This is a genomic window from Lysinibacillus sp. RS11, assembly GCF_042019215.1.
GTDB classification, from domain to species: domain Bacteria; phylum Bacillota; class Bacilli; order Bacillales_A; family Planococcaceae; genus Lysinibacillus; species Lysinibacillus xylanilyticus_A.
Genome location: NZ_CP168124.1, coordinates 4,138,034 through 4,162,988, shown reverse-complemented (window position 1 = coordinate 4,162,988; position 24,955 = coordinate 4,138,034). Strand labels below are relative to the sequence as shown.

Below are 24,955 nucleotides of genomic sequence, written 5' to 3'. Positions count from 1 at the left end.
AAAATGATCTCCACTTGCTTTTATCAGTTATTTTTCACGAGCGTTAAATTGCTCCATTTTGTCTTCTAAATCATCCATCATTTGAATTAAACGATCAATATCCTCTAATTCAGTTGTTTCAGGATCAATCGCATCTAAAACTTCTAAAAATATTTCAAGACGTTCTCTTAAGTAATTCACTTGCTGCTTTTTATCATTGATTGGATTTGACATACATACACCTCATTTCGTCCCCTCCATAGTAGCTGATTTGGGACTAAATTTCAATGCTTAGGTAAACACCTAGGACTATGCGATTATTTTAAAAAAATAATAGACAGAATATTTACAATATTGATTCTGTGTGTTAAATTAATATTAAGAAAAAGTAAAGGAGCTGATTTTAAAAGTCCTAAAAACTCTAACTCGAAAAGGAGGGAGTTTAAACAAGTACTCGGCCAATGTAAAAGCCGAAATTCGTGTTTATACAATTAAATGGAGATAAGTGTTAGTTAGGCCTTAGCGTAAAATCACATGTGGTGAGCGCTAAGGCTTTTTGGTATGCTGTTATTTGGAAAAAAGACTTGATGTTGGAGGAAAAAATGACATACTTCTCAGATTACAGCAAAAAAAGATTTGCCATTTTAGTGTTAATTGTATCTATATCAGGCTTTTCACAAGGGATGCTTTTACCACTGATTTCAATTATTTTCGAACGTGATGGAGTATCCTCCGCGTTGAATGGATTGAATGCAACAGGTCTATACATAGGAACTTTATTAATCTCACCGTTTATCGAGCAACCATTAAGAAGATGGGGCTATAAACCGATTATTTTAATTGGCGGTGCACTTGTCTTCGCTTCACTATTAGCATTTCCTTTATGGAAGAGTGTAACTTTTTGGTTTATCCTTCGCTTACTCATTGGGGTAGGGGATCATGCATTACACTTTGCAACACAGACGTGGATTACAAGCACCTCAGATTATAAAAGCTTAGGGAAGGGTATGGCGATTTACGGCTTGTCCTTTAGCACGGGCTTTGCAGTTGGTCCATTAATGGTAAAACTAATACAAATTTCAGAGGCATTACCGTTTATTGTGTCCTCTATTATGTGCTTATTCGCGTGGTCTTTTGTATTCCTCTTACAAAATGAAAAGCCAGAGCGTTTAACGGGAGACTTACATGCAAGAGGCTGGCAGCGTTATAAAATGGCCATTGTATTTGGATGGATTGCATTTTTAGGTCCATTCGTTTATGGGTTTTTAGAATCATCATTAAATGCGCTGTTCCCAGTTTATGCCTTACGTAAAGATTTCGATGTAAATATGATTCCTATTATTTTATCAGTCTTTACATTTGGTGGGATTTTAACACAAGTGCCACTTGGAGCCATAGGGGATAAAGTAGGACGACGTAATGTCTTAATGATCGGCTCGTTTGGAGGAGCTGTTATTTTTGGCATTGCAAGCTTTTTGGAGCATTCACAAATGGCAGTAGCCGTAGCATTTTTCTTTACAGGAACACTAGTCGGTTCAATGTTTTCATTAGGGATTACCTATATGGCTGATTTAACACCAAAGGAACTACTGCCTACCGGAAATCTCCTTTGCGGCATTGCACTAAGTATTGGTAGCTTAACAGGACCATTTTTAGGTGGCATTTATTTAGAATATGTAAAAAATTATAGCCTTCTTTTACTGGTAGCAATGCTTTTACTAGCTGTAGCCACTGTTTTACTAGTATTTGGACGAAATAAAAATAAGCGACCAGTGTCGGTGTAAGAGGCATTGTCTTTTGGAAATTATCCTTGAAGACGCTCGGGGAATCAGAAGAATTACTCAGCTCGGAGACTTTTTTTAGAGAAAATAAAAAGAGCGGGGCTCATCTCCCGCTCATAAAACAAAAAACGCCCAGCAAATCCGTGCTGTTATGGCGTTCTTTGCGTGACAAGGATGTTCCGTCCAAGTCACATAGGTTTGGCACCTAGAATCATATTATACAGACAAGTTTTCATAAAATCAAATAAAATTAGTAGATAGGTAATATTTGGACTTTGCATTTCTATCTCTATATAATAGAAGAACACTCGCTTAGATTACTAATTATTTTAAGGAGATTAAATTATGACTGACTATAAAAAAATATCGATTCATCGTGCATTAACAGAGTTAAAGATGCTAAATCACCGCATTGAAGCAGCAACGAATGAAGTGAGTGCAGTGTTAGCCAATCGTAAAAGTAATAGCAAAATTAATGGTATAGAAATGCAAGAATATGAAAAGCAAATGCAAGCTTCATACGATAAAGTAGTTAGCTTAATTGACTACCGCAACCGAATTAAGGCACTAGTTGTAGAGTCCAATGCTAAAACAAAAGTAATTGTAGGAAAAGAAGAAATGACTGTAGCAGAAGCGATTGAACGCAAACAGTCCATTCAATATGAAAAGGAACTGTTAGAAGTCATGCAACAGCAATATCGTTCAGCGGTAAATACGGTTGCTAAAGAAAATGATGCGTTGCCAGCAAAGCTAGAAACGTATTTAGTGAATATATTAGGAAATAAAGAAAAACAATCTCCAGAAGAAGTAAAGTTACATACGGAGACATTTATGAAAAGAAACGAGTACGAGTTAATTGATCCGATGAATGTTAAAAAGAAAATTGAAGCGTTAAATAATCGAATTGAAGAATTTGAATCAGAGGTCGACGCGGTATTATCGGAATCAAACGCAACGACATTTATTGAAGTGCAAGCGTAACTAAATATGCATGGCCTAGCGAAAACGGAAAACGAAAAGTCGCTCGCGCTTCAAGGCATGTGTGCGAGTTAAAACCTTAAACATGCCTTACAACAATTGATGCTTTAAACAAACTAAGTTGAAAGCTCAAAGATAAAAGTTGAAAGACCAAAGTTTACGTTTCAAAGTTCTTTTAATTAAAGTTAAAAACTTAAAGTATAAAAATCTTTTAAATCCTGGGTTATTGGTTAAGGTGCTGATTTTTCTGGACCGTCCGTCATCCACCAGGCAGCTTGAGCTGTGCAGTACATATAAAAATAAACAATGAGGGCGTCTCTTAATTTAAGGAGACGCCTTTTTTTGCTGGTATTTAATTTGTTTCTATTTAATATATTTTTCTTTCTACCTTTATATACGGCTACAAGCACTATAACTTTATTGCCTTTAAGAAATAATATATTTTTATTGATAATTGATAAAGATCGAGAGTTTTATCAAAAGTTGTTCAATTTCCCGAAAAAACTGATTTTTAAAATGTTATAGCTAAAGCTATGGTACTTATATAACCATAAATGAGCACTTTGACTATTTTAATGCCAAACTATATAGAGTTAATAATACTTTCCTAAAGGCTTATATCATTCCAATAAAAGGTTTTAAACAAAAATTCCATGAAATCAGTAATTTAACCGTATTTTACAATGGTGAATATAGTGTAGATACTTATACAGAATTACATGTAAAAGAATCCAATTTAGGTACTTTTCAAGTAAGTTACTATTCAAATGGACAAGAAATAGCTAATGAAATAACAAAAGATACATTTATAACGGCAAAAGAATACCAGGAACAGGAAGATTCAGATTCTGTATTATCTCATATCCAATTTTTCAAACAAAGGGAGTTAATTGGGGAGGTATAGCAAAATGTTTAGGTATAAGCTGGAGTGTCGGTGCAGTATTGGCTGCTGTATGCGGAACAGCCTGTGTTCTATCAGCAGGAACGGCTTGTGTTATTTGTATAGGTGCATATTTGGGGTTTGACATTGCTTCAATAACAGGGTGTATAGCAGGCAATCCGGTTAAAAAAAGAGGGGTTATATGTACTGGTATAATTTTGTCTCGATGTTTTGGTTTTTAATAGGGCTAATTCTGTTAATTAGCATTACTGTATATAATAAGCGATATAAAAAAGGTGAAAGAGGAGTAGCTGTAGCATTTTTGCTCTTTGCTAATATGTCTACCTTTGTGGCAATTGGTATTAGAAATAAAGTCTCTTTAATATTCTATTTACTATCATTTATTTTAGTATGTATCGCATTAATATTGATTTTGAAAAACTATAAAATGGACAAATATTGAAAATGAGAGTTATCTACTATACAAATTTCTGTATTAATGGTTCAACAATTGCAAAGGACGTCCCAAATAATATTTGAGACGTCCTTTTTCATCACTATTTATTTTTCAACACAAGCTTTGCCACGCATTCCACCTGCGCCGTCTGTGCAAACATATCCACAGGCTGAATATACTCCACATCATAAAGCTTCGTTAATTCGTTTAAATCCTTCGCCAATGTTGAAGGATTACAAGACGTATAAACAAAGCGCTTCGGTTTTAACTTCAACACCGTACGAATGAACTCAGGTGCTAGACCTGTGCGTGGTGGGTCTACTGTAATAACATCTGGTGTGAATCCTTCTTTGCGCCATTTTGCTAATACATTTTCTGCAGTGCCGACTGCGTATTTTGTATGTTTGAAGCCATGATTTCGGGCGTTTTTACGTGCATCCTGAATGCTTTCTGGAATAACATCCATTCCACGAACTTCTTTCGCTTTGTCAGCTAGCCATAGACCGATTGTCCCAACACCACAGTAAGCATCAACAACTGTTTCTTTGCCTGTTAATGCTGCGGCTTTTTTGATTTCATCATAGAGATGAACGGTTTGTGTTGGATTCAGTTGGAAAAAGGCGCGAGCTGATAAATCAAAGGCTAATTCGCCAAGCTCCTCATGAATCGTATCTTTACCATCGAGAACAATCGTTTCATCGCCAAAGATTAACGATGTTTTCTCATGGTTAATATTTTGTGCAATCGATACGATACTTGGGTCGATTTTCTTTATACGTGTAATGAGTTCCGCTAGATGTGGAATTTCCTTACGTGTTGTGACGAGCACGACTTGTGTTTCACCCGTACGAATTCCTGTACGTACAACAATCGTACGTACTAATCCATCAAGTGTACGACCATCGTAAATAGTAATATTTAGTTTTTGCAAAATTTTACGTGTCGCCACCGTAATTTTTGATGTAACTGGGTGTTGGACAAGGCAATCATTGATGTTCAGTAACTTGTTACTTCCTTCCGCAAATAGCCCTGCATAGACACGCTTACCTTCTTTACGTACTTGATATTGACTTTTGTTACGATAATTCCATGGATTTTCCATCCCTAGCGTTTTGCGCACGTCAACTGTGTTAGCTAAAGGCTTAGCATAGCGTTCTAATGCTTGAATAACGATATCACGCTTTTCGATTAGCTGTTTTTCATAGGTCATATGCTGAAGCTGACAGCCACCACATTCGTTGTAAACGGAGCAAGGTGCTTCCTGACGATATTTTGAAGCTTTGCGAATTGCTAATATTTCAGCTTCGGCAAAGTTTCGCTGTGTTTTCGTCACTTGTGCTGTAATTTCTTCACCAGGAATTGCGCCTTTTACGAATATAACGTTGCGTTTATAAAAGCCTACTCCTTCGCCATTAATACCAAGTCTTTTTATTGTTAGTGGGAATTTTTGTCCTACTTCCATTGTTGTTTGTTGCGTCAAGCGTTCCACGTCCCTGTTCTTTTAATATCATCTCCCCATTATAACTAAGGAGTAGACGATTGCAAAGCGACAGGGAAATCTTCGTGTTCTAAAACTAAATCGTCAAGGGATAAAAATGTATAGCCTTGTTTTTTCGCTTCAGCAATAAACATCGGAAGTGCTTCTGCATTATCTTGAGCAACTGTATGCATTAAAATTACAGCACCAGGGTGTAGCTGTTCCATTAGTGCATTATACGCATAATCTGCACCACGTCGTTCATCTCTTACCCAGTCTTTAAAGGCAACAGACCAAAAAATATGACGATAGCCTGCAGCATTGCCTACCTCTAATACTTTCGCATTAAATGTACCTTCAGGTGGTCGGGCATATGTTGTACGTTCAATGCCTGTTAATTCACGTAACTTATCGTCGAGTTTCTTCCATTCAGTACGCATACCATCGGGAGTTAGCCTCGCCATATTTGGGTGTCCGTATGAATGGTTACCAATAGTATGTCCATCTTTAACCATGCGTTTCACTAAATCACTGGCGCTTTCTAAGTAATGACCAGTTAAAAAGAAGGTAGCTGGTACGTTTTCCTTCTTCAGAGTATCCAAAATACTTTCTGTAAAGCCATTCTCATAGCCGTTATCAAAGGTTAAATACGCAACCTTTTTATCAGGCTTACCTTTATAAATAGCATCATATTGCTCAAGTAGCTGATCAAGCTGAGCTCCAGCCTCGGCTTGTTCACCGTTTTTTGCTCGTTTAAAGCCCCAGTTGTATTCATCAGAGCTAAAAGCAGAAAATGGATTAAAGCTAATTGCTGCGGCAATAATAAAAGTAGCGATTGTTGCTCCTACTATATGCTGTTTCCACATAAAAACGCATCCTTTCTTTTTCATTAGGATGCGTTATATTCAAAAAAATATCCGACTAGATCCTACAATAAATCTTTAAGTGCGTCGTTTAAATGTGGGAAATTAAATGTAAAATGATGTTTTTCTAAGACAGTAGGTAGCACGTGCTGACCTTCTAATACAAGCGTGCTTTGCTCACCTAACACTAAACGCATTGCAACGCTTGGTACCGGCATCCAATGGCGTTTTCCCATTACACTTGCAATTGTTATTCCGAAATCCTTCATGCGTGTAGCATGAGGTGCAGTAACATTAAAAGGGCCATGAATATCATTATTCGTAATTGCAAAATATATAGCTCGTGCTACGTCCTCGACATGAACCCATGAAAGCCATTGTTCACCTGAACCTATTGTGCCTCCGATATGCAATTTATATGGTAGTAACATGGAAGGAAGTGCACCACTGGTACGACCTAAAATAACACCAAAACGTGCAAGGGCAACTTGAACCCCTAATTTCTCAGCACGTTTTGCATGGCGTTCCCAATCATAAACTGTCGTGCCTAAAAAATCAGTTGCATAGTCTGTGGAGTCTTCGGTATAGATAGTCGTTGTAGAAGTAGGATAAATCCCGACAGCACTTGCATTGACAAGCACTTTTGGCTTTGAGGTAAGATGTTCCATAATACGTACTATTTCAAGTGTCGCTTCCATACGACTTGTATAAATGGCTTTCTTCTGTTTTTTTGTCCAACGTCCATTATTTAAAGAAATTCCTGCTAAATTAACAAATGCATCGACATTATCTAACAACTGTTCAGGTCGTGTATTTTGTTGTAGCCATTGTACATATTGAATATCGTTTTCACGACCTGATTTGTTCCGGGTTAAAATAATGATTTCATGTCCTTTTTCCTGCAATAGCTTTGTAAGAGCTCTCCCTACAAAACCAGTACCACCTGCAATAACAATCTTCATAAGAATTCCTCCCTTTTTTAAACTACTCTATATGAGCAAGTTTACCATCTATCTAATTACCAATGTCTGAAATGGATATCCGCGGAAGGGAAGTAAATATCCGCGCGTTACGTGAAAATATCCGCGGAAGGGAAGTGGATATCCGCGCGCGACGAGAAAATACCCGCGGAAGGGAAGCGAATATCCGCGCGCGACGAGAAAATACCCGCGGAAGGGAAGTAAATATCCGCGCGCGACAGGAAAATACCCGTGGAAGAGAAGCGAAATTTGGATGATGAGTAATCATTAAAACCAATTTCCAGGGAAGTTGGTTTTTATCCATTCCTGTCTAGTGGAATGGTCAGTATAGAAATCAATCAAATAACGGAGAGAACTTCTGAAATGGCGAATAGAACTATGAGTGATGGATAGAACCTTCGAAATCGTGGATAGAACTGCCAAAGTGATGGATAGGACCTTCGAAATCGTGGATAGAACTGCCAAAGTGGTGGATAGAACCCCAAAAATCGTGGATAGAACCCCCAAATCCGCGCGCGACGAGAAAATACCCGCGAACATGCGAATACTGTAGGGAAAAAGCAATACCCACGAAAAATGTTATAATGGTGATTAGCGAGGTGTTACCAATGCGTATTATTACGAAAATTGCACGTCAAAAAAACAATCCAGAACGTTATAATATATATTTGAACGAAGAATATGCTTTTCCTGTAGATGAGGCAATTCTCCTTCAATTTGGATTAACAAAGGGGAAAGTGCTTGAGGAATTTGATATACAGGAAATTGCATATGAGGATGAGATTCGAAAAGCTTTTAATAAAGGGCTAAATTTTTTATCTTATCAAATGCGGAGTGAGCATGAAGTAAAGAAAAAGCTTCTCACATTAGAATTTGGGGAGGCAGTTATTTTAGAGGCTATACAAAAGTTGAAATCATATGGCTTTTTAAATGATGAAACTTACTCCAAAGCATTACTCGATACGAAAAAGGCTACTATGAAAAAAGGTCCTAAAGCGATTAGACAAGATCTTATGAAAAAGGGGATTGATAAGAGCTTACAGGATGAGGTACTTGCTACATATAGTCATGAGGAACAGGTAAAACTTGCGACACAGTTGGCTGACAAGGTCGTTCGATCAGAAAAAAAGAAAACGCCAACACAAGTAAAAGCTAAAATTCAAGATTTTTTAATGCGAAAAGGGTATTCTTTTACTGTTGTAGATGAGGTGCTGGGGCAAATAGAGCTTGAACAAGGTGAAGATGAATGGCAACAGCTACTTAATGTACAAGGCGAAAAAGTTTGGAAAAAGTACTCATCGAAGTATACTGGTTATGAACTGAAAATGAAAATAAAGCAGGTGCTCTATCAAAAGGGTTTTCCTATAGAGGTTATCGATCGTTTTATAGAAGAAAAGGAGAATGAGGAATGAACGAAAAAAATTATGCTGTAATGTCAGAGCATGAATTACGAGAAGAAATAGCCATGCTTAAGGAAAAAGCACGTAAGGCGGAGCAGCTAGGAATCATTAATGAATTTGCAGTGTATGAGCGTAAGGCTTTAATGGCGGCTGCGTATTTAGTGGATTTAGATACAATAATTCCTGGAGAGATGTATCGTATAGACGGCTCGGAAAATGAATTTTTTCAAGTAGATTATTTAAAAGGACGCTTTGCTTGGGGACATCGTTTAGGCGGCGAAAAATATCAAGAAGCTCTACCCGTTTCAATTCTATCTCCAATAAAGGTGGGCAAATAAGTGGAAGAAAAAATCGAAAAGCTTACAGCAGAGTTACTTGCAAAAAATCCACAGATGTCCGTAGGCCGTGCACGAGTATGGATTGAACTTTTATGGAGTGATTTTGAATCAACTGATTCAAAGGACTAAAACCTATATATGAAAACCTTGATTTAGAGGGGATTCTTAATTGAATCCTCTCTTTTTGTTTTGTCCAAAACTCGTTTGAGCGAGTATAAACAGGCATTAGGCTCAAAGTGTTTCCTAGATTCTTAGTGGTCTAGGGAGGTTGTAAGCAAGACAACAAGAGCTTTACTTACATAATCAATTTTAAAAGAAGGAATAAAAATGGAAAAGAAAATTTTAACACTAACAATTGATGTATTAATGACGTTAGAAGAAGCACAAAAACTTCAAACAATGTACTCTCAGCAACTTGAAGCTATTACTTTAATTAGCGATAGAAGTGAACTTACAACACTTGATGTTGAGTATTCAGAGATTGAAGGAATCAAACAATGATAAGAAACAGAATTAGAGAAAGTATAAAAATGAAAACACAGGCTGATATAGTACGCATTGCTGAATAAAAGATTCAATCTACGCAATTTGAATCCTTTATTCATGCGTAACACTAGCAGATTTACTTTACTGTTAACGCAAGCTTCTAGAAGCATTTGACGAGCCTGTGAGCGTAGATAGTTGAATTGAGTAGAGTAGTAGAGGAATCATTTACTCAGATTGTTTGATTGGTGCTACAAAGCCATATGTTGAGCTACATCTTTCTTAAAAAACACACTGCCATTAGATGGTATAGCGTGTTTTTGTTTTGTATAGACAATACTAATTTAAATGTTAATCTTTATATAATAAATATTATTAATAAATGGTTAACTCTTTAATATAATCTTTATTATATGTAAAAGCAATAATTAAACATGTCGTTTTTGTGAACTTTTATGTTTTTTTCTTGAGAAGTTGTGAAAGGTAGGGTATTATGATTGTCACACAGCAAGATGAAGGGAATATATGTTCCTTTTAGGAGTCGCTTGTTTTGTGACAGGAGGTAAGCGACTTTACTAATTAAAATATAAAAACTAATAGAATCGAGGAACATTAATGGCAACAAATACTAATGAAATAAGCAAGAAGAAACAAAAGCAGACTGCGATAGTACGTAATCAGTTTGTTGAAAATGACATTGATTTGTCTTTATTAGATGCAGGGGTATCACTTTTTTCTTCATTCGAACAAGCTCTAAAGCGAACGAAAACAGATGAATATTATATCGCTAAGGGCATTGAATATCGACTAGATTTAGTTGAAAAAGATGGCGCACAAATAAGAATAGCACCTAGATATGCTTTGATTAATGTTATTAAAGTTGATGATGATTTTTGGCAAGCATGGATTAAACAGCAAGGCATTTTTGAAAGAACAGGTCTAGAAGCTGATAAACCATCTATACACAGACCAAATCCCGATGGTCACTATGAAATTGGAAATATTGCTGTTTTACCATTGGGAGAGCATTTGCAGGAACACGCTCAACCTGTAATAGTGCTTGATACAGACACTGTGACGCTTACTACTTACAGAAGCCAAACAGCGTTTCAAGATGCTGAAAACGTTAGCAAATATCGAGTTGGGGAAATGAACCAAGCCTTTCGTGATGATGAACTTTCTGTACAAAGAAAGCAACAAGCGAGGAAGGAATTGGCTGATAAAAACAAAGTGTATTTTGAAAGTTTGACGTAATGATAAGTGAAGCACCTTTCTTTTGAGAGGTGCTTTTCCTTCTATGAGGTTCCTAGAAAATATCTTACACAATAATTGAGATTGATAAAAATTGATTTATTTAAAAATGTGAGGTTTTTCAAATGTTTTAATAAAATAATTCACTCAAAAGTGAAACATGAAAGGACAGAAAAATGTGACTAACAATTTCATTCAAACTCAACAAGAAATTGTTGATAAAGTAAGCAAAATCAATTCTACATCACATCAAAGCCTTGTATCGTATGACACATTGGAAATCAATGCAAAGCTATCCCACACCGAAATAGTAGCAGTTTTTAGTCTTATTAAGGAATCTCATTTCTATCCTGACCAAAGCTACAGATACGTGTTCCATCATAAAGAAGCAGGTTTCACATTGAAAATGCTACAGCATGATTTTGCAAGACGTACACAATATACAGCTAAAATAACGATACACAGAGCGTTCTATGAAGCTGATAGCACAGGCTATTTACATGAAGTTATTAACTTGTATCGTGACAAATGGTGCGTCAAGAACGCTCATATAGCTTTTGACTTCCTGACTAACAAGGATAACAGCGTAATAATCAAACACCATTTAAACGTCAAAGGCTCAAAGATTACGGACTTAAAACATCATGTAACAGACTACATAGGCTCATTAAAGTATGCAACTAGAGCAGGAGCAAGATTACTAGCTAACTATGATAGAAACGAACGTGAACAATCACGCAACAAAGAATCTGATTATGCCTTTGCCAATCGCTTAGAAGCTCGTTTATCCTTTGCTACAGATGAAATCATGTTCAATGCATTTGCTGAAAACGATGAACAGACTCATACCATCATTAGTAGTCGTTTGGAAGCCTTGCTTTTCATTGTAGACCTAGATGAAATGGTAGGTTGTTCTGCTATGCTCATGCGGTCATTCAAAGCTATTCAACGTGATATTAACAAAATTAACGAATATAAGAAGCGTAAGAGCAAGAACAAGCTTTTAGCAGATATAAAACGTGTAGCAAAGCTCAATCGTTTCAATTTTGAGTTAGCTTATAAAAACAACAGAAAAACACTCACAGAGCCTTTTGACGAGGTTGTGAGTGTTGACATTGGTTTAGTTTTAGAATCACAACAGTTGGCATAATCGCACGTTGACATGCTATGAGGTGAATTGAGGTAGGCAATTACTCATTTCACTTCATTTCAGAGCAACTGTGAACCTAGCATTACTTAAAAGGTAGTTTATCAAATAGAGGTAGTAAGTAATCTTTTATAGCTGTTCCAATAGTAATTAAAGAGCTTGTCTTCCCTAGGACATCACCGAAACGAGGGTAAATATTATCATCTTGATTTTCATCAATAATGGACTTGTTTATAGCTATAGAGCCGATTGTTTGTTCGAGAGCTTTTCTCAATACTTCTTCACCCCAAAATTTATATCTATCAAGAGCATCTTTAATGAGGATTAAATTATTAATTAAAATATCTTGAACATCTTTAGGTAATGGTGATTCTGCAATGCTATGAATTAAATCGTTTACTTCATTAAGAATTTCGTCAACTTTTTCGTTATCTACCTTGCTTTCGTTCAAATCGTATTGATAATAAATTAATTCTCCAATGAAATATAAAGCAGTTAAAGTTTCTTCGTCTATTGAATCAGTAAACTTATGCATATTTCCATCAAAATTAATATCGAAAATAGCATCTTGAATTTTCAATAAGAATCTTTTATTTTTTTCAGTGTTTAGTCGCTCATTCTGTTCAACTAAATTAAGTGTTTCGTTAAACAAATTTAGCAATCCACTAATATTCCGCATGAGAGCAAGAGGGTCATCTCTATCAATTTTAAAGATTCTTGCCCAAGATGATGCGTATGAATCAAATGCATTTGTATTATCATAGGTTTCTCTCAAGATAGAATGAAGTTTTAAAGCAGGATTTTCCATAATTCCTTTTAACTCCTATAATGTATTTTTGTCACATTACAGGATAGCACAGGTAAATGTTCGTTGTATATAGTTGATTTATAGAAGAAATGCTACTCAGAAGTTTGTTTGTTACCTTCACACGATACGATAAGGTCTAAACTGCTACCAATCCAATTCATCATTTATGCTAGAGGAATCACACTATAAACCTGTATTAGTTGCTCTATTGCATAGATAGATAAAGAGTAGCGGTACATAAGGGTAAATGTATCAATATCTAAATTGTGTGATTGTGTATAGATAAATTCATGGAAGAACTAAAGTCTTTACGATAGCTGATAAGTTGTGTTTACATTAAACAATTATTAAAGAAGTACCGAATTGTTGATGACTGTTCTGTACACAGCGCTCAACGCAATCGAGTAACCAACTATTCACATGGTCATTTCTCGATAAATGAGAGAGCGTTGTATAGAACTCGAATGACCGCAGATAGAGCCGTGCTACTTGTATTCATACGTTGTATGGCTTTTTGTAGATGCAGTTCCGCTTCAATGAATCATCTTTTTTGTTTCGATTTGGAGATACGATAATATATTGAAATTATTTGAAAATACATGTATTATATCAAAATACCAATTATGTGTATTTTTAAATAAAATTGTAATTATAATTAAGGAGCAACTTAGATGACTGAAAAACAAAAGAATTGGTTAATGGCAACAACAATATTAGTAATAATCGTTGTTAGCGCATTAATATATGTTAACGACTATAAGGAACATGCGGTATTAAACAAACAAGAGAGAGAAGCTTATAACACTTATCTTCAATATTTGGATAATTACAGGGAAAATAACAGTTATACCAAAGAAATAGCTGATATCTTAGGAGCTTATGAATTTTATCAAAATATGAGTTATGAAGGCGAAGTATTAAAGTATATACAAGATTCGGTTGAAGATGATATTAATACGGACTTACTATTATATCTACACACTGATAATGTTACAATTCCAAAGAATCAAATGGAAAAGTTTAAGGAAATTGTATCTCAAGATTTTGTTTTAGAAAGTAATAAAGATAAATTCAATAAAATTAAAGCAAGCCAAATTCACTAGGTGAACCGAATGATAAAACTACTTCTGTAAGTTCATTAGGTACTTCGTCGATATGGTTCTATGATATATGACAGTTTATTTTGAAAAAGGAGAAGTTGAAAGGGTTGTTTATTAAAACAATCCCTTTTTGATTAGACCGTTTAATACAGATTTTTTTAACGATAGTTTTTTAAAAGCGATTATATATCTATTCGTCAGATAGTGCTCAAATTGCTCTGATAGTTTCGGTGGTGTCGCAACTTTTAAGTATCGACACCGAAAGTCCGATGCAGTGATATCAAGGTATCAAACGGTGTCGCAATTAAGTGTCATAAATGAACGTGAAAAGAGGAACTGAAATGACAGTATATGGATATGCTCGTGTATCAACAGTTGGACAAGACCTAGAAGCGCAGATTCAACAGCTAGAGCAAAATGGAGCTAGTATTATTTATCAAGAAAAGTTCACAGGTACTAAAACAGACAGACCACAATTCAACGAGCTTCTAAATGTTCTAAAAGAAGGTGATACGCTTATGGTCACTAAACTAGACCGTTTTGCTCGTTCAGCGTGGCAAGGAAGTAAATTAGTTAATGAATTGGTTGAGTGTGGTATAAAGGTAAACATTTTAAATATCGGTCTTTTGGACAACACACCTGCTTCTAAACTGATTAAAAATATTTTTCTTGCTTTCGCTGAGTTTGAGCGTGACATGATTGTTGAGCGTACACAGGAAGGTAAAGCAATAGCAAAGCAGAATCCAAACTATCGTGAAGGTCGTAAACCTACATACACAAAGGCACAGCTTGACCATGCTATGGAACTAAAAGAAACTCATTCGTTCAAGCAGGTTGAAGCAAAAACAAAAATTAGCATGAGTACCTTAAAACGTGAAGCAAAGATACGCAAAGCACAGGAATCACAGTAGTTACCTAAACGTAACCTTTAGGATTTATCCCTTGATTTATACGGCTTTAACCCGCTTCGTTTGTTGCTATCGTGAAGCCGTAAAATCATCGTTTTATTGAGCAGTTACGGAACGTGTCAGATGGCGTGTAAGAGGGGCATAGCAGGTTCGTAGCGTGTCCCTAGAAGCTGAGTTGATATATTGGTCAGTTAAGGTCAGGAGCGTGTCAGGTGGATGATTGGAGTGTTACATAGCATGGGTGATAGAGGGGGCGTAGTTTCCGATAATTGGATGATGATGAATGAGGAATCCAAGCTAGCTACTACACGCACACCACGAGGGAAAGAAAACGAAACGATATGATGGAATAACGGTTGCAAATATCCAAGGGATAGTGTTTAATAAAGTGTATGTTTTAGTATTTAGTGTGAAAGGTTGAAGTTCTGACTATGGTTGATTATGGATTAGAAAAAGGTATTAAAACAGTTGTTTATGCTCGTGTATCAACGGAAGATGAGAAACAGTTAAACTCATTTGAAGCTCAAGAAGCGTACTATAAAGAATTTTGTGAGGAACAGGGGTATAAATTCTTACATACATATAAAGACCAAAAAAGTGGTAAAAATGCAGATAGAGATGCGTTTCAAGAGATGCTAAAAGATGCAGGTATAGAAGCAGAACAAGGTGAGATAGAAAAAAACTTTAATTTTAAATTGTTGAAGAAGAAGCCAAAGTTTAACCTCATTATAGTTAAAGATGTTGCCCGTTTTGCTCGTAATATGTCAGATACATCGAGGTTGATAAATCTACTAAAGTTAAATTCAGTGTATGTTCTGTTTGAAACACAAGGTATTTGTACCAATGGGGATAGTTATGAAACGATATTACCTATCTACAGTTTTTTAGCAGAAAATGAATCAAGAGCTAATTCGAAGCGCCAAAGGTTTGCGATGAAGTATCGAATTAAAAATGGCATTTTCACAGGTAATGCTTTACCTTTTGGATACGAACGAGATGAAAATAATACTATTGTGGTCAATGAGGAAAAAGCTAAAATCGTTCGCTATGTCTTTGAAAGGGCAATAGACATAGGGAGTCGTATGATAGCTCGTGAACTGAATGAAAAAGGTTGGAAAACTGAAACAGGTATAGCATGGGGAGCTTCTCAAGTACACCAAATTCTCGAAAAGAAAGCTTATTACGGTAATCCCGAAATCAACAAGTATCATACACCGCAACTTAATGCGAAAACTAAGCGAGTGAAAGGCAACGAAGTAGAAACAGAAGGAAAGCTACCTGTTATTGTTCCTAAAGAACTCTATGATGAAGCTAGGGAAGCTATACAAGCTCGTACCTCAACGAGTGGCATTGGTCAAAGACAACCAAAGACAGAAGATATATTTCATCGCAAAGTAAAGTGTGGTTGCTGTGGCGGTATGTACACACGCAAACGTACTATTGCTAAGCGTAAAAACAAAGAAGCTAAGGAATACTACAGCTATTATTGCTTGAATAAGAATAAGAAATCTGTTTGTACTAATAAGCGCACTGTAGCAGATAATGTCCTTAAAAAACTAGTATGTAGTGCTACACCTGTTGTTCATGTAAAATTAGGTTTTGGTGATACTTATTCTCGAATTGCCCATGCAATTGAACAAATGAAAAAGCGCCACGATAGCGTAATTAAAGTGTTAAATGCACAATGTGATGAGATTGAAACACATATGGAGCAGTTAGAGGAAAGCTATTTTGCTGAAAAAGTAGAAGCAATGCGTAGCCGTATAGCCAAAAGAATAGAAGTTTTAACTGACCAAAAGACTGAAATTGTTCAAAAAATCAACAAGCTGACTTTCGAGAATCTTGATTATTACCTTCAAGAAGCACATGACCGCAAGAAGCAGATTGAAGAAAGCTCAAAGGCTGAACTTACAGATGATGATAAAATTGCTTTAGTGAAGGAAATCTTTGTGTATGATGATGATACATTTGATTTCAGCTACTACACACCAAATTACAACGACATTATTATGGAGCTGAATGAGCTACTTGACGATGACTTGAAGATAAATGAAAGTAGCTTAATCGAAGAAAGAGGAAATAAATATAAATTTGTTTATGAAAATAAACAGTTTATCAATGCTGATGAATATTTCCAATATGACAGTGTTGAAGAATATGAAGAAATTCAATATCAAATGAATGAATTGGCTAGGGAAAAAGCCAATTTACATTAAGAATCTATAGTATAGGTTTTTGTTTTGTGAATCAACATCTGCTAAAGCTGGCTATAGCTATCGTGGGGCAGATTATACTGAAAATTTAGTACGCCAATTAATTACTAGCTATGGTGATAAGTTGCATGCATTTGCAGGACGCAATCCTAAATACTCACATTTACTTGATGCTAGCGATGATATGGTGCAATAACAAAACCCTGACCAAAGCTGGTCAGGGTTTGCTATTTAATTACTTGCGCCAATCTGTAATTTTTTCTGGAGTTTATCTTCTGTAAAAATCCAGCCAGTATATGAAGTGATAATCTCGTTGTCATCGTTTAAATGAGCGACAGCAACGAAAGGATAGCGATTATCACTACGGTAACGCAGATCAATTAATCTCACTTCTGTTAAGCCATTTTCAAGCTCTGAAATTTCCCACCGATATAATGGCGAAAATGAAGTGAATGCAGCGAGATTGCGATCTTTCATGGCTGTTTCAATAAGAGGCGTTTTTGGTAAAGGTTCTATTTCGAATTTATCGTAAATATTAACAGTTCGCCCGTATGCACGACCAACATAATAATGTGTTTTTGATTTTGCAGCAATTCGCCAGTGGAAGAATCGCATTGTAGGAGCTACAATTACATACTCCTCATCCTGAATGGTATTATGCACAGCTTTCTTAACAGCTTTTTGAACTGCAAAACGTAAAATATAGTAAATGATGATAATGACATACATGATGCCAAATGTCCAAATTGGATTTGCACCAAATACCCAAAGTAAAATGCCAAGACAATGTAGTGTAAAAATAATAGGATCAAATGTATTAATGACACCAAGTGCAACCCATTTGCTAGAAAATGGTCGGAATGCTTGTGTACCATAAGCATTGAAGATATCGACAAAGACGTGAAGTACTACAGCTAAAAACGTCCAAAGCCATAAATGAAACACATTGGCATCTTGAAAAATAAATGATAAAACTGCTGTAATTAAGATGGGCCAAATCGCTACTGCTGGTATTGAATGTGTAATTCCACGATGATGTCGAATATAAACAGCGTTGTTGCGTAGTTTTAATACTGTATCGACATCAGGCGCCTGTGAGCCAATAATCGTACCTGCAATTACTGCAGTAAATGTCATTGAATGATTTGCTATTACGGGATCGGCTAAAGCAAGACCACCGAGTGCAATACCCATAACGAAATGTGTACCTGAATCCAAAAATATCCACTCCTAGTATGCATAAAATTAGAGTACAATTTGCATACATGTATATTTCAATAATTCGTAATACCTGATATTTACTTCATGAACATTTGTGCTGAATATGGGTTTAAGACCGTTTCACACAAATGATCTTTTCTTAATTGTATACCCTTTTTACCATAATTTAAATCGTAAATACACTGGAGGTCATTGTGAATTATCCATATGTAACAGAATTTCGACAATCTTTAGTCGAATGGTTTAATGTTGAGAAACGTGATTTACCTTGGAGGCATACTACGGATCCATATCAAATATGGGTATCGGAAGTGATGCTACAGCAAACACGTGTCGACACAGTTATTCCTTATTACAATCGCTTTATGGAAAGTTTTCCAACATTAGAATTGCTCGCCGAAGCACCACAAGAATATTTATTGAAGCATTGGGAAGGCTTAGGCTACTATTCCCGTGCACGTAACTTACAAGCGGGTGTTCGCGAGGTATTAGAGAACTACGGTGGGGTAGTACCCGATAATCGCCATGAAATTTCAAAAATAAAAGGTGTAGGTCCGTATACTGCTGGAGCTATTTTAAGTATTGCCTATAATAAACCCGAACATGCAGTTGATGGCAATGTTATGCGTGTTTTAAGTCGTGTGCTTACTATTCATGATGATATAGCACTTCCAAAGACTAAAAAGATTTTTGAAGCGGCAGTTGAAGAACTTATAGATCCTGAAAATGCATCGTCCTTCAATCAAGGTTTAATGGAGCTTGGGGCGCTTATTTGTACACCGATTTCCCCCAAGTGCTTATTATGTCCAGTTCGGGAATATTGTATTGCATTTAATGAAGGTGAGCCCGAAAAACTGCCTGTTAAATCTAAAAAAGTAAAGATGAAGCATATCACATATGATGTTCTTGTATGTAAAGATGACAAAGGTCGAATTTTATTGGAGCAGCGTCCAGCAGAGGGTTTATTAGCTAATCTATGGCAGTTTCCGATGCTTGAACATGGTAAAGATTCAATAGATACTTTTATGAATGACTACGCTATAAAAGTTCAATCTCAACAGGATTTGCTAACATTTAAACATGTTTTTTCACATTTAACATGGCATCTAAATAGCTATTTTATGAAATGTAATTCAACAGTAAAGGGCGAATGGCTGACTCGCGAACAGATAGAGTTATTACCAATGCCTGTTCCAATGCTGAAAATTTGGCAAGAAATAAAGGATTAATCGACAAAATTATTTTTATAAAAATTTATGGGCATAAAAACATTTACCTCGGTACACAATAATTAGCGTGGAGGTGAATGATCATGAAAAAGAACAACAACCAAAATTTCCAGCCAAATAAAAACATGCAACGTCAAAGTCAAGAATTTGGTTATGAAACAGACGTTACTGAAGTGCAAAAGCAAAATGCTAAAGCAGAGCAAAAGAAAGCTTCAGCTTCAGGAAACTTCAAAAAAACTAACCAAGACCTTGGTGAATAACACTTTGTAATTGCATAGCTGCATTTACCTCTAAGGAGCTGTCTAAATCGAAAAGATTTAAAAAAGGCAGCTCCTTTTTAATTCTATTTTGAAAAACGGGACTAGTGAGAAACTTAAACGCTCAGGCAGACGAAAGAACTGCTCGGGTCAAGAAAAGAACCGTCAGCTCCGAGTAAAAATTAAAAAAAATTACAATTGGGTTATTGTTTTGATTAAATTTGCTTCAAATTCACAAAATTTTGTACAAATTTAAAAGAGCGCAGGGAAATTTGTGGTTTTCTAACTACACCTTTCGCGTACACATTGCTATAATATACTAGAGACTGCTAGATTTAGGTAGCATAGACGAAAAGGTGGGCTTCAAAAATGGCAATACCGGTAGAAGGAGAAACGATACAAATACATAGTTATAAGCACAATGGCCGTATCCACCGTGTTTGGCAAGAAACAATGGTGTTAAAAGGAACGAAAAATATCATTATCGGTGCGAATGAACGGACACTTGTGACAGAATCCGATGGTCGTACGTGGCTAACGAGAGAGCCTTCTATTTGTTATTTCCATGCGGAGCACTGGTTTAACATCATCTGCATGCTACGTGAGGACGGTGTGTATTATTATTGTAATCTAAGCTCACCATTTGTTTTCGATAATAATGCCATTAAATATATTGACTATGATTTGGATATAAAAGTTTTTCCTGACATGTCTTTTTCACTCCTAGATGAGGATGAATATGAGTTGCATCGGAAGGAAATGTCTTATCCAGATGTCATTGATAAAATTTTAAAGCGCAATGTCGATAAATTAATTAGCTGGATTCAACAAAAAAGAGGACCCTTTGCACCTGATTTCATCGATGCCTGGACAAATCGATATAAGTTTCAGCTCGATATGCAAGCAGATGATTGTTAATAGCACCTATTAGTTTTACTAATGGGTGTTTTTTTATGGCGTGAATGGGCTATTCTAATTCCAAAATAGTTAGCGACAAAGTTATATTAACTGTACTTCAAACGAAATATTGCTATAATACGTTTGGGCATTCAGTTTTGGATGTCTGTTTCTTTTTGTGTGGCAAAGTGATCGGTCAAATGATAATCACGTAATGAGATACTCAATTTTTGCCATGAGGCTTTTTGATAAGGATGTGAAATGGATTGGGTAGCATAAAGCGTTATATGAAGTTTGTAAAACCATATACATTGGAAATTATTTTAACAATATTAATCGGTATAGTGAAATTTGCAATTCCGTTATTTATCCCGTTACTCATAAAAATTGTGTTAGATGATATAATCGCTGCAGACAATCTAACGGATGCTGAGAAAACGAAAGAGCTGTTTTACTGGTTAGGTGGTACGATCATTGTATTCTTTATTATTCGACCACCGATTGAATATTACCGTCAATATTTTGCTCAACATGTTAGTAACAAAGTGCTTTTTGATATTCGACAACAAATATATGCGCATTTACAGCGACTAAGTTTAAGGTACTATGCAAATACAAGAGCTGGCGATGTTATTTCAAGAGTTGTTAATGATGTGGAACAAACAAAAACCTTTGTCATGACAGGCTTAATGAATATTTGGCTCGATCTTGCGACAATCGTTATTGCTATCGGTATTATGTTTGCCATGGATGTTAAGCTGACGCTAGTAGCACTAGTTGCATTCCCGTTCTATGCATTTAGTGTGAAGTACTTCTTTGGTAAACTTCGGTCTTTGACACGTAAACGTTCGCAAGCACTTGCAGGTGTACAAAGTTATTTACATGAACGTGTAGCTGGAATGAGCATTATTAAGAGCTTCACACTAGAAAAACATGAACAAAAATTATTTGATGAAGCAAATGGTGAATTTTTAGAGAAGGCACTGGACCATACAAAATGGAATGCTAAATCCTTTGCAGTAGTAAATACAATCACGGATGTAGCACCTCTCTTAGTAATTGCTTATGCAGGTTATCAGGTTATTAATGGTTCTCTTTCAGTTGGAACGATGGTTGCCTTTATTGCTTATATAGAACGCCTTTATGGTCCACTCCGTCGTCTTGTAAGTTCATCAACGATGTTAACACAGTCCATTGCATCGATGGATCGAATGTTTGAATTAATAGACGAACCATATGAAGTAGTAAACAAGGCGAATGCGTTAGAGCTACCTCGGGCAAATGGTGAGGTCCGCTTTGACAATGTGAACTTTCAATATGAAGCTGATGGCTCACAAATTTTAAACAATATTAATTTCACTATTAATGCTGGAGAGACAGTAGCGTTTGTTGGTATGAGCGGTGGAGGTAAATCAACCATTATTAGTTTGATTCCACGCTTTTACGATACAACAAATGGGACAGTGCGTATTGATGGATATGATGTTCAAGATGTAACTTTACATTCTTTACGCTCACAAATTGGCATAGTTCTACAGGATAATATCTTGTTTAGTGATTCAGTAAAAGAGAATATTTTAATGGGCAAGCCAGATGCGTCTGATGAAGAGGTCATTGCTGCTGCCAAGGCGGCAAATGCACATGATTTTATAATGAGCTTGCCAAATGGCTATGACACAAAGGTCGGGGAACGCGGTGTGAAGTTATCAGGTGGCCAAAAGCAACGAGTAGCGATCGCTCGTGTATTTTTAAAAAATCCACCTATCTTAATACTAGATGAAGCAACCTCTGCATTGGATTTAGAAAGTGAAGCGCTTATTCAAGAATCACTAGATGCACTTGCGCATGAGCGTACAACAATTATTATTGCTCACAGACTTTCTACAATTACACATGCTGATAAAATTCTTGTTATCGATCATGGACAATTAATTGAAAGTGGTACACACGAGCAATTAATGCAAAAAGAGGGGACATACTACAATTTATTCCAAGTGCAACATTTAGATTGAGATATTCAAGTTAAAGACTCTGAGGATGCATATGCGTTAATAGTAAATAAACTATAAAAAGTCTTCCATTTAAATGTAAATGGGAGGCTATTTTTTTGTTATCTTTATAAATTACTTTCGTTTAATAAGATATTATTAATACAAAAATCGAATGATGTAGAAAATTTATGTTTATTGAAGAATAATAATGATTGAAAGAGTAATATTTTTTAGATAGAATTATCTGAAAATATAGAAAAAAGTGATAGTTAGAGTAGGTTTTTTAGGGCAGATGTAATTAAGTAAAATATAGGTAGGATGGGGCGATTGATCATGAGGAAAAAGTTGCTAGAAGTAAAAGGTTTAAAGACAACCTTTTTTACAGATGATGGACAAATTCCTGCCGTAGATGATATTGATTTTTCTGTACATGAGGGAGAAATTTTAGGGATTGTAGGGGAATCAGGAAGCGGTAAAAGTGTCACCTCTTTATCTATTATGGGATTAATACCATCACCACCAGGAAAAATAACGGGTGGAGACATACTATTAGATGGCAAAAATCTCGCGACATTATCTGATAAACAAATGCAGAAAATTCGTGGAAAAGATGTGGCGATGATTTTTCAGGAGCCTATGACATCCTTAAATCCTTTATTTACTATTGGAGACCAGCTAAAAGAGGCGATTTTAATTCATAATCCGAAGTGGTCGAAAAAGAAAGCCTTTGCAAGGGCAGTAGAAATTATGAAGCTTGTAGGTTTACCGCGTGCTGAGGAATTATTAAAAGATTATCCTCATCAATTATCAGGTGGAATGCGACAACGGGTTATGATTGCGATGGCACTTGTCTGTGATCCGAAGGTATTAATTGCTGATGAACCGACTACTGCATTAGATGTTACGATTCAAGCTCAAATCTTGCAGCTTATGAAAGATTTAAATAAACGTTTAAATACAGCTGTGTTATTAATAACACATGATTTAGGTGTTGTAGCAGAAACATGCGAGCGTGTAATTGTCATGTATGCTGGTCAGATTGTAGAGGAGGCGCCTATTCAAGAGATATTCGCAAATCCGAAGCATCCTTATACACAAGGACTTATTAAATCTGTACCTGATATGCGTTATAAAAAGGACAATCTTTACTCTATACCGGGTAGTGTACCAAAACCAGGAAGTGTTCAGGTAGGCTGTCGTTTTGCAGCGCGTTGCGAATTTGTGATGGATCGTTGTGTACAAGAAACACCACCTTTATATGAAGCAGCAGAGCAGCATAAATCCAGATGTTTTTTACTAGGGAAACAGGAGGTGGAGCAACGTGTCGAAAGTGTTATTGAAGGTTGATGGCTTAAAAAAGTATTTTCCGATTCGGAAAGGCATCCTTAATACACAGGTTGGTGATGTAAAGGCAGTAGATGATGTTTCCTTTGAGGTTTTTGAAGGGGAAACCTTAGGCATTGTAGGGGAGTCGGGATGTGGCAAATCAACTACTGGTCGACTCTTAATGCGATTACTTGAGCCAACAGAGGGGAAAATTGAATTTGCAGGCAAAATGATTTCAGAATTATCCAACAACGAAATGCGTAAAGCACGTAGGGATATTCAAATGATTTTCCAAGATCCTTATGCCTCTCTTAACCCGAGACATAATATTGGGAAAATATTAGAGGAGCCTCTTATTGTTCATGGAATAGGCAATGCAAAGGAACGGAAACAAAAAGTTTTAGAGCTTCTCGAAATCGTAGGGTTAAATGAATACCATGTGAAACGGTACCCACATCAATTTAGTGGTGGTCAAAGACAGCGTATTGGTATTGCCCGTGCACTTATGACGAATCCTCGTATGGTTATTGCGGACGAGCCCGTTTCTGCACTCGATGTGTCCATACAGGCCCAGGTATTGAATTTATTGCAAAACTTACAAAAGGACCTGAAGTTAACTTATATTTTTATCTCCCATGATTTGGGGGTTGTACGCCATATTAGTAATCGGGTAGGTGTGATGTATTTAGGGAAGTTAGTAGAGCTTACGGCTAGCGAGGATTTATATGCTGAGCCACTTCACCCTTATACACAGGCACTGCTATCCTCGGTACCTGTTCCAGATCCTACGTTTGAACGTGAACAGCTCATTATTTCTGGAGATATTCCAAGTGCTTCAAATCCGCCAGGTGGTTGCACTTTCCATACGAGATGCCCTTTTAAAAAGGAAGAATGTTCTCAAGAAGTTCCAAAAATGCAAGAAGTGAAGCCGGGTCATTATGTTGCTTGCCATCTTTATCCCGCAATCCAACATTCAATGATATAAAAAAAC

23 protein-coding genes and 2 pseudogenes are annotated in these 24,955 nt (G+C 36.2%); 19 read left to right on the top strand and 6 right to left on the bottom strand.

The window, feature by feature from the left end; all coding sequences use genetic code 11:
- Positions 1–27: 27 nt before the first annotated feature.
- The gene (locus AB9L17_RS21590) at positions 28–213 is read right to left on the bottom strand and encodes an SE1561 family protein (protein ID WP_068986641.1); all 186 of its coding nucleotides are present in this window, start codon (positions 211–213) and stop codon (positions 28–30) included.
- Positions 214–581: 368 nt separating this feature from the next.
- Between AB9L17_RS21590 and AB9L17_RS21585 the strand changes: the two genes are divergently transcribed.
- The 3 genes from AB9L17_RS21585 to AB9L17_RS21575 all read left to right on the top strand — a co-directional run bounded on the left by AB9L17_RS21585 (position 582) and on the right by AB9L17_RS21575 (position 4,081).
- Positions 582–1,763 carry an MFS transporter gene (locus AB9L17_RS21585; RefSeq protein ID WP_068986664.1) on the top strand — a complete coding sequence of 394 codons (1,182 nt, stop codon included), beginning with the start codon at positions 582–584 and terminating at the stop codon, positions 1,761–1,763.
- Between the two features lie 342 nt (positions 1,764–2,105).
- On the top strand, positions 2,106–2,741 hold the full coding sequence (locus AB9L17_RS21580; RefSeq protein ID WP_223554849.1) for a hypothetical protein: 636 nt from the start codon (positions 2,106–2,108) through the stop codon (positions 2,739–2,741).
- Between the two features lie 1,079 nt (positions 2,742–3,820).
- Positions 3,821–4,081 (top strand): hypothetical protein, encoded by a 261-nt coding sequence (locus AB9L17_RS21575; RefSeq protein WP_068986638.1) that lies wholly within the window; start codon positions 3,821–3,823, stop codon positions 4,079–4,081.
- 94 nt (positions 4,082–4,175) lie between these two features.
- On the opposite strand, the gene rlmD is transcribed toward AB9L17_RS21575, so the two are convergent.
- The 3 genes from rlmD to AB9L17_RS21560 form a co-directional block, all read right to left on the bottom strand.
- Complete coding sequence (gene rlmD, locus AB9L17_RS21570; RefSeq protein ID WP_068986663.1) at positions 4,176–5,555, bottom strand: 23S rRNA (uracil(1939)-C(5))-methyltransferase RlmD; 1,380 nt, start codon at positions 5,553–5,555, stop codon at positions 4,176–4,178.
- Positions 5,556–5,599: 44 nt separating this feature from the next.
- The gene (locus AB9L17_RS21565) at positions 5,600–6,418 is read right to left on the bottom strand and encodes a polysaccharide deacetylase family protein (RefSeq protein ID WP_068986637.1); all 819 of its coding nucleotides are present in this window, start codon (positions 6,416–6,418) and stop codon (positions 5,600–5,602) included.
- A 62-nt stretch (positions 6,419–6,480) separates the two neighbouring features.
- The gene (locus tag AB9L17_RS21560) at positions 6,481–7,377 is read right to left on the bottom strand and encodes a TIGR01777 family oxidoreductase (RefSeq protein WP_068986636.1); all 897 of its coding nucleotides are present in this window, start codon (positions 7,375–7,377) and stop codon (positions 6,481–6,483) included.
- 626 nt (positions 7,378–8,003) lie between these two features.
- Here AB9L17_RS21560 and recX point away from each other — a divergent pair.
- From recX to AB9L17_RS21530, 6 genes and pseudogenes are all read left to right on the top strand, one after another.
- Positions 8,004–8,807, top strand: coding sequence for a recombination regulator RecX (gene recX, locus AB9L17_RS21555; RefSeq protein ID WP_068986634.1), 804 nt, complete (start codon positions 8,004–8,006; stop codon positions 8,805–8,807).
- Positions 8,804–9,133 carry a YfhH family protein gene (locus AB9L17_RS21550; protein WP_068986633.1) on the top strand — a complete coding sequence of 110 codons (330 nt, stop codon included), beginning with the start codon at positions 8,804–8,806 and terminating at the stop codon, positions 9,131–9,133. Before recX ends, AB9L17_RS21550 begins: the two co-directional genes overlap by 4 nt.
- Positions 9,134–9,256, top strand: a pseudogene (locus tag AB9L17_RS21545) (YfhJ family protein); the annotation flags it as partial.
- Between the two features lie 204 nt (positions 9,257–9,460).
- Positions 9,461–9,634, top strand: coding sequence for a hypothetical protein (locus tag AB9L17_RS21540; protein WP_375199778.1), 174 nt, complete (start codon positions 9,461–9,463; stop codon positions 9,632–9,634).
- A gap of 597 nt (positions 9,635–10,231) precedes the next feature.
- Positions 10,232–10,870 (top strand): hypothetical protein, encoded by a 639-nt coding sequence (locus tag AB9L17_RS21535; protein ID WP_375199777.1) that lies wholly within the window; start codon positions 10,232–10,234, stop codon positions 10,868–10,870.
- A 175-nt stretch (positions 10,871–11,045) separates the two neighbouring features.
- The gene (locus tag AB9L17_RS21530; RefSeq protein ID WP_375199776.1) at positions 11,046–12,017 is read left to right on the top strand and encodes a hypothetical protein; all 972 of its coding nucleotides are present in this window, start codon (positions 11,046–11,048) and stop codon (positions 12,015–12,017) included.
- A gap of 82 nt (positions 12,018–12,099) precedes the next feature.
- On the opposite strand, the gene AB9L17_RS21525 is transcribed toward AB9L17_RS21530, so the two are convergent.
- Positions 12,100–12,822: a hypothetical protein gene (locus tag AB9L17_RS21525; protein ID WP_375199775.1), complete on the bottom strand. Its 723-nt coding sequence runs from the start codon at positions 12,820–12,822 to the stop codon at positions 12,100–12,102.
- Between the two features lie 671 nt (positions 12,823–13,493).
- Between AB9L17_RS21525 and AB9L17_RS21520 the strand changes: the two genes are divergently transcribed.
- The 4 genes and pseudogenes from AB9L17_RS21520 to AB9L17_RS21505 all read left to right on the top strand — a co-directional run.
- Complete coding sequence (locus AB9L17_RS21520) at positions 13,494–13,925, top strand: hypothetical protein (RefSeq protein WP_375199774.1); 432 nt, start codon at positions 13,494–13,496, stop codon at positions 13,923–13,925.
- Positions 13,926–14,263: 338 nt separating this feature from the next.
- Positions 14,264–14,833, top strand: a complete 570-nt coding sequence (locus AB9L17_RS21515) for a recombinase family protein (RefSeq protein WP_375199773.1) — start codon at positions 14,264–14,266, stop codon at positions 14,831–14,833.
- A gap of 428 nt (positions 14,834–15,261) precedes the next feature.
- Complete coding sequence (locus AB9L17_RS21510) at positions 15,262–17,046, top strand: recombinase family protein (protein ID WP_375199772.1); 1,785 nt, start codon at positions 15,262–15,264, stop codon at positions 17,044–17,046.
- Positions 17,047–17,074: 28 nt separating this feature from the next.
- Positions 17,075–17,239 (top strand): annotated as a pseudogene (locus tag AB9L17_RS21505) (YfhJ family protein); the annotation flags it as partial.
- Between the two features lie 35 nt (positions 17,240–17,274).
- Here the strand turns inward: AB9L17_RS21505 and AB9L17_RS21500 are convergent.
- Complete coding sequence (locus tag AB9L17_RS21500; protein ID WP_068986631.1) at positions 17,275–18,261, bottom strand: metal-dependent hydrolase; 987 nt, start codon at positions 18,259–18,261, stop codon at positions 17,275–17,277.
- Positions 18,262–18,458: 197 nt separating this feature from the next.
- Between AB9L17_RS21500 and mutY the strand changes: the two genes are divergently transcribed.
- From mutY to AB9L17_RS21470, 6 genes are all read left to right on the top strand, one after another.
- Positions 18,459–19,493: an A/G-specific adenine glycosylase gene (mutY, locus tag AB9L17_RS21495; protein ID WP_375199771.1), complete on the top strand. Its 1,035-nt coding sequence runs from the start codon at positions 18,459–18,461 to the stop codon at positions 19,491–19,493.
- 83 nt (positions 19,494–19,576) lie between these two features.
- Positions 19,577–19,753, top strand: coding sequence for a gamma-type small acid-soluble spore protein (locus AB9L17_RS21490; RefSeq protein ID WP_083227122.1), 177 nt, complete (start codon positions 19,577–19,579; stop codon positions 19,751–19,753).
- 366 nt (positions 19,754–20,119) lie between these two features.
- Positions 20,120–20,668, top strand: coding sequence for a nucleoside tri-diphosphate phosphatase (ntdP, locus tag AB9L17_RS21485; protein WP_068986629.1), 549 nt, complete (start codon positions 20,120–20,122; stop codon positions 20,666–20,668).
- A gap of 245 nt (positions 20,669–20,913) precedes the next feature.
- Positions 20,914–22,659 (top strand): ABC transporter ATP-binding protein, encoded by a 1,746-nt coding sequence (locus tag AB9L17_RS21480; RefSeq protein WP_375199770.1) that lies wholly within the window; start codon positions 20,914–20,916, stop codon positions 22,657–22,659.
- A gap of 312 nt (positions 22,660–22,971) precedes the next feature.
- The gene (locus tag AB9L17_RS21475; protein WP_083227121.1) at positions 22,972–23,985 is read left to right on the top strand and encodes an ABC transporter ATP-binding protein; all 1,014 of its coding nucleotides are present in this window, start codon (positions 22,972–22,974) and stop codon (positions 23,983–23,985) included.
- Positions 23,960–24,949 (top strand): ABC transporter ATP-binding protein, encoded by a 990-nt coding sequence (locus AB9L17_RS21470; RefSeq protein WP_068986627.1) that lies wholly within the window; start codon positions 23,960–23,962, stop codon positions 24,947–24,949. Before AB9L17_RS21475 ends, AB9L17_RS21470 begins: the two co-directional genes overlap by 26 nt.
- The last annotated feature ends 6 nt before the right edge of the window (positions 24,950–24,955 follow it).

Coding starts and splice junctions, on each gene's coding strand:
- AB9L17_RS21490 (WP_083227122.1), top strand. CDS start 19,577: ATGAAAAAGAACAACAACCAAAATTTCCAGCCAAATAAAAACATGCAA.
- AB9L17_RS21550 (WP_068986633.1), top strand. CDS start 8,804: ATGAACGAAAAAAATTATGCTGTAATGTCAGAGCATGAATTACGAGAA.
- AB9L17_RS21520 (WP_375199774.1), top strand. CDS start 13,494: ATGACTGAAAAACAAAAGAATTGGTTAATGGCAACAACAATATTAGTA.
- AB9L17_RS21590 (WP_068986641.1), bottom strand. CDS start 213: ATGTCAAATCCAATCAATGATAAAAAGCAGCAAGTGAATTACTTAAGA.
- AB9L17_RS21475 (WP_083227121.1), top strand. CDS start 22,972: ATGAGGAAAAAGTTGCTAGAAGTAAAAGGTTTAAAGACAACCTTTTTT.
- AB9L17_RS21510 (WP_375199772.1), top strand. CDS start 15,262: ATGGTTGATTATGGATTAGAAAAAGGTATTAAAACAGTTGTTTATGCT.
- recX (WP_068986634.1), top strand. CDS start 8,004: ATGCGTATTATTACGAAAATTGCACGTCAAAAAAACAATCCAGAACGT.
- AB9L17_RS21565 (WP_068986637.1), bottom strand. CDS start 6,418: ATGTGGAAACAGCATATAGTAGGAGCAACAATCGCTACTTTTATTATT.
- AB9L17_RS21515 (WP_375199773.1), top strand. CDS start 14,264: ATGACAGTATATGGATATGCTCGTGTATCAACAGTTGGACAAGACCTA.
- AB9L17_RS21540 (WP_375199778.1), top strand. CDS start 9,461: ATGGAAAAGAAAATTTTAACACTAACAATTGATGTATTAATGACGTTA.
- AB9L17_RS21585 (WP_068986664.1), top strand. CDS start 582: ATGACATACTTCTCAGATTACAGCAAAAAAAGATTTGCCATTTTAGTG.
- AB9L17_RS21580 (WP_223554849.1), top strand. CDS start 2,106: ATGACTGACTATAAAAAAATATCGATTCATCGTGCATTAACAGAGTTA.
- ntdP (WP_068986629.1), top strand. CDS start 20,120: ATGGCAATACCGGTAGAAGGAGAAACGATACAAATACATAGTTATAAG.
- AB9L17_RS21535 (WP_375199777.1), top strand. CDS start 10,232: ATGGCAACAAATACTAATGAAATAAGCAAGAAGAAACAAAAGCAGACT.
- AB9L17_RS21575 (WP_068986638.1), top strand. CDS start 3,821: ATGTACTGGTATAATTTTGTCTCGATGTTTTGGTTTTTAATAGGGCTA.
- AB9L17_RS21560 (WP_068986636.1), bottom strand. CDS start 7,377: ATGAAGATTGTTATTGCAGGTGGTACTGGTTTTGTAGGGAGAGCTCTT.
- AB9L17_RS21525 (WP_375199775.1), bottom strand. CDS start 12,822: ATGGAAAATCCTGCTTTAAAACTTCATTCTATCTTGAGAGAAACCTAT.